The 2937-nt window shown below is 67.6% G+C and carries 5 protein-coding genes; all 5 read left to right on the top strand.

The genetic code is table 11. The annotated features are described in order from the left end of the window. A partial coding sequence (gene eno / locus ACXJKH_RS17915; RefSeq protein WP_457321352.1) for a phosphopyruvate hydratase occupies positions 1-945 on the top strand: 945 nt, incomplete at its 5' end. A gap of 5 nt (positions 946-950) precedes the next feature. After that, positions 951-1301 carry a cell division protein FtsB gene (gene ftsB, locus ACXJKH_RS17910; protein WP_256774132.1) on the top strand — a complete coding sequence of 117 codons (351 nt, stop codon included), beginning with the start codon at positions 951-953 and terminating at the stop codon, positions 1299-1301. Then, positions 1298-1996 (top strand): 2-C-methyl-D-erythritol 4-phosphate cytidylyltransferase, encoded by a 699-nt coding sequence (gene ispD, locus ACXJKH_RS17905; RefSeq protein ID WP_256774152.1) that lies wholly within the window; start codon positions 1298-1300, stop codon positions 1994-1996. Before ftsB ends, ispD begins: the two co-directional genes overlap by 4 nt. Before the next feature lie 36 nt (positions 1997-2032). After that, complete coding sequence (gene ispF, locus ACXJKH_RS17900; RefSeq protein WP_457321349.1) at positions 2033-2530, top strand: 2-C-methyl-D-erythritol 2,4-cyclodiphosphate synthase; 498 nt, start codon at positions 2033-2035, stop codon at positions 2528-2530. After that, positions 2527-2937 (top strand): tRNA pseudouridine(13) synthase TruD (truD, locus tag ACXJKH_RS17895; protein WP_457321347.1); only part of this gene is annotated, 411 nt, incomplete at its 3' end. The genes ispF and truD, both read left to right, overlap by 4 nt.

Raw genomic sequence — 2937 nt, 5'->3', positions numbered from 1 at the left:
TCCCTGGCCAACGCGCACGCCGTGGCGGCGTCGAAGAAGCAGGCGCTGTGGCAGCACCTGGCCAATGGCCGTGATGTGACCCTGCCGGTGCCGATGATGAACATCATCAACGGCGGCGCGCATGCCGACAACAATGTCGACTTCCAGGAATTCATGGTGCTGCCGGTCGGCTTCACCTCCTTCTCCGAGTCGCTGCGCGCCGGCACCGAAATCTTCCATTCGCTCAAGTCGGTGCTCAAGGGCCACGGCCTGAGCACCGCGGTGGGCGACGAAGGCGGCTTCGCGCCGGACTTCCGCAGCAACGTCGAAGCGCTGGACACCATCCTGGAAGCCATCGGCAAAGCCGGCTACACCGCCGGTGAAGACGTGCTGCTGGGCCTGGACGTGGCCTCCAGCGAATTCTTCGAGAACGGCAAGTACAACCTGGTCGGCGAAAACAAGCGCCTGACCTCCGAGCAGTTCGTCGACTTCCTGGCCGACTGGGCCGCGCAGTACCCGATCATCACCATCGAAGACGGCCTGGCCGAGAACGACTGGGCCGGCTGGAAGCTGCTCACCGACCGCATCGGCAACAAGGTGCAGCTGGTCGGCGACGACCTGTTCGTGACCAACCCGAAGATCTTCAAGGAAGGCATCGAGTCCGGCACCGCCAACGCGATCCTGATCAAAGTCAACCAGATCGGCACCCTGACCGAGACGCTGGAAGCGATCGCCATGGCGCACGCGGCCAACTATGCCTCGATCGTCTCGCACCGTTCGGGCGAAACCGAAGACACCACCATCGCCGACATCGCCGTGGCCACCACCGCCACCCAGATCAAGACCGGCTCGCTGTGCCGCAGCGACCGCGTGGCCAAGTACAACCAGCTGCTGCGCATCGAAGAAGCCCTCGGTGCCGGTGCGCGTTACGCCGGTCGTGACGCGTTCGTGTCGCTGAAGCGCTGATCCCCATGCGCAACTGGCGCTGGACGCTGCTGTTGCTCGCGCTGCTGCTGGCGTGGCTGCAGTACCGTTTCTGGTTCGGCCCGGGCAATTCAGGGGAAGTGATGACCCTGGAGGCCCAGGTCGCCAACCAGCAGCGCGACAACGCCGGTCTGCAACAGCGCAACGACGCGCTGGCCGCCGAGGTCAAGGACCTCAAGGAAGGCCAGGCCGCGATCGAGGAACGCGCGCGTAGCGAGCTGGGCATGATCAAGCCTGGCGAGAAGTTCTACCGCGTGGTCGAAGATGCCCCGGTCGCGCCTGCGCGCGGACCGGCGGCCATGGCGCCGCCGGAAGCGCTGCCGCAGGAAGTGCCCTGATGGGCACGGTCTGGGCGGTGGTGCCGGCCGCTGGTCGCGGCACCCGTTTCGGTGGACAGACACCCAAACAGTACCTGGTCGCAGGCGACCGGGTACTACTGGCGCATACGCTGGAAGCCCTGCTGTCGCACCCGGTGGTTGCCGGGGTGATGGTGGCCATCGCCGAGGGCGACACCGACTGGCCGGGCTGGCAGGCGCTGGCCGACAAGCCGATCCTGACCTGCATCGGCGGCGCTACCCGTGCCGCATCGGTGCTGGCCGGGCTGCAGGCGCTGCCCGAAAGCGTGCGTGCCGATGATTTCGTGCTGGTGCATGACGCCGCGCGGCCCAACCTGGCCGCCGCCGATCTGGGCCGGCTGCTGGAAGTGGGGCGCAACGATCCGGTCGGGGCGATCCTGGCCGCGCCGGTGCGCGACACCCTCAAGCGTGCCGGTGACGACGGCGGCATCGATGCCACTGAACCGCGTGCCCGCCTGTGGCGGGCGCTGACCCCGCAGCTGTTCCGCCGCCACCAGTTGGCGCGCGCGCTGCAGGACGCCGCCGATGCCGGCGTGGAGGTCACCGACGACGCCATGGCGATGGAGCGGCAGGGGCTGCGCCCGTTGCTGGTGGAAGGCAGCGAAGACAACTTCAAAGTCACCACGCCGGCCGATCTGTCCCGTTTCGAATTCGAGCTGTCGCGTCGCGGATACTGAGTCCGCGCGCGGCGCCACAACCGCAGGTTTTTTGCAATGAACACGCCTTCCTTTCCTCCGGTCCGCATCGGACAGGGCTACGACGTCCACGCCTTCGGCACGGGCGACCACATCATGCTCGGCGGCATCCGCGTGGCGCACAGCTGCGGCGTGCTCGCCCACAGCGACGGCGACGTGATCCTGCATGCGCTGTGCGATGCGATGCTCGGTGCGCTGTCGCTGGGCGATATCGGCCAGCACTTCCCGCCCTCGGACATGCGCTGGAAAGATGCCGACAGCTGCCGCTTCCTGGCCCATTGCAACAGCCTGCTGCGCGAGCGTGGCTGGCAGGTCGGCAACACCGACATCACCGTGATCTGCGAGCGTCCCAAGGTGGGCCCGCATGCGCTGGCCATGCGCGAGCGCATTGCCGCGCTGCTGGGCGTCGCGCTGGATGCGGTCAGCGTCAAGGCCACCACGTCGGAGAAGCTGGGCTTCACCGGGCGTGGTGAGGGCATCGCCGCGCAGGCCGTCGTGCTGTTGGTGGCACTGTGATCCCGCTTCCGCTGGCATTTGGTGCGCCGCTGCTGAGCGCGAAGATCCGCAGCGTTCCGGAAGATTTCCAGGTGGACGAGCTGCCGGCGTTCGAGCCGAGCGGGGAGGGCGAGCACCTGCTGCTGACCCTCCGCAAGCGCGGCGCCAACACCGTRCACGTGGCCAAAGTGCTGGCCCGGTGGGCCGGATTGCCGGACATGGCGGTGAGCTACGCCGGCATGAAGGACCGGCACGCGGTGACCACTCAGCGTTTCAGCGTGCACCTGCCCAAGCGCATCGCACCGGATCCGGCGCTGCTGGCCTCCGATGAGATCGAGGTGGTCGAGTCGACCTGGCACAACCGCAAGCTGCAGCGCGGCGCGCTGGCGGGCAATCGGTTCAAGCTGGTGTTGCGGGACGTGCAGGGC

Source organism: Stenotrophomonas sp. P5_B8, assembly GCF_054049855.1.
Note: the sequence above shows the minus strand (reverse complement) of the source record. Positions and strands in the feature narration are given on the sequence as shown.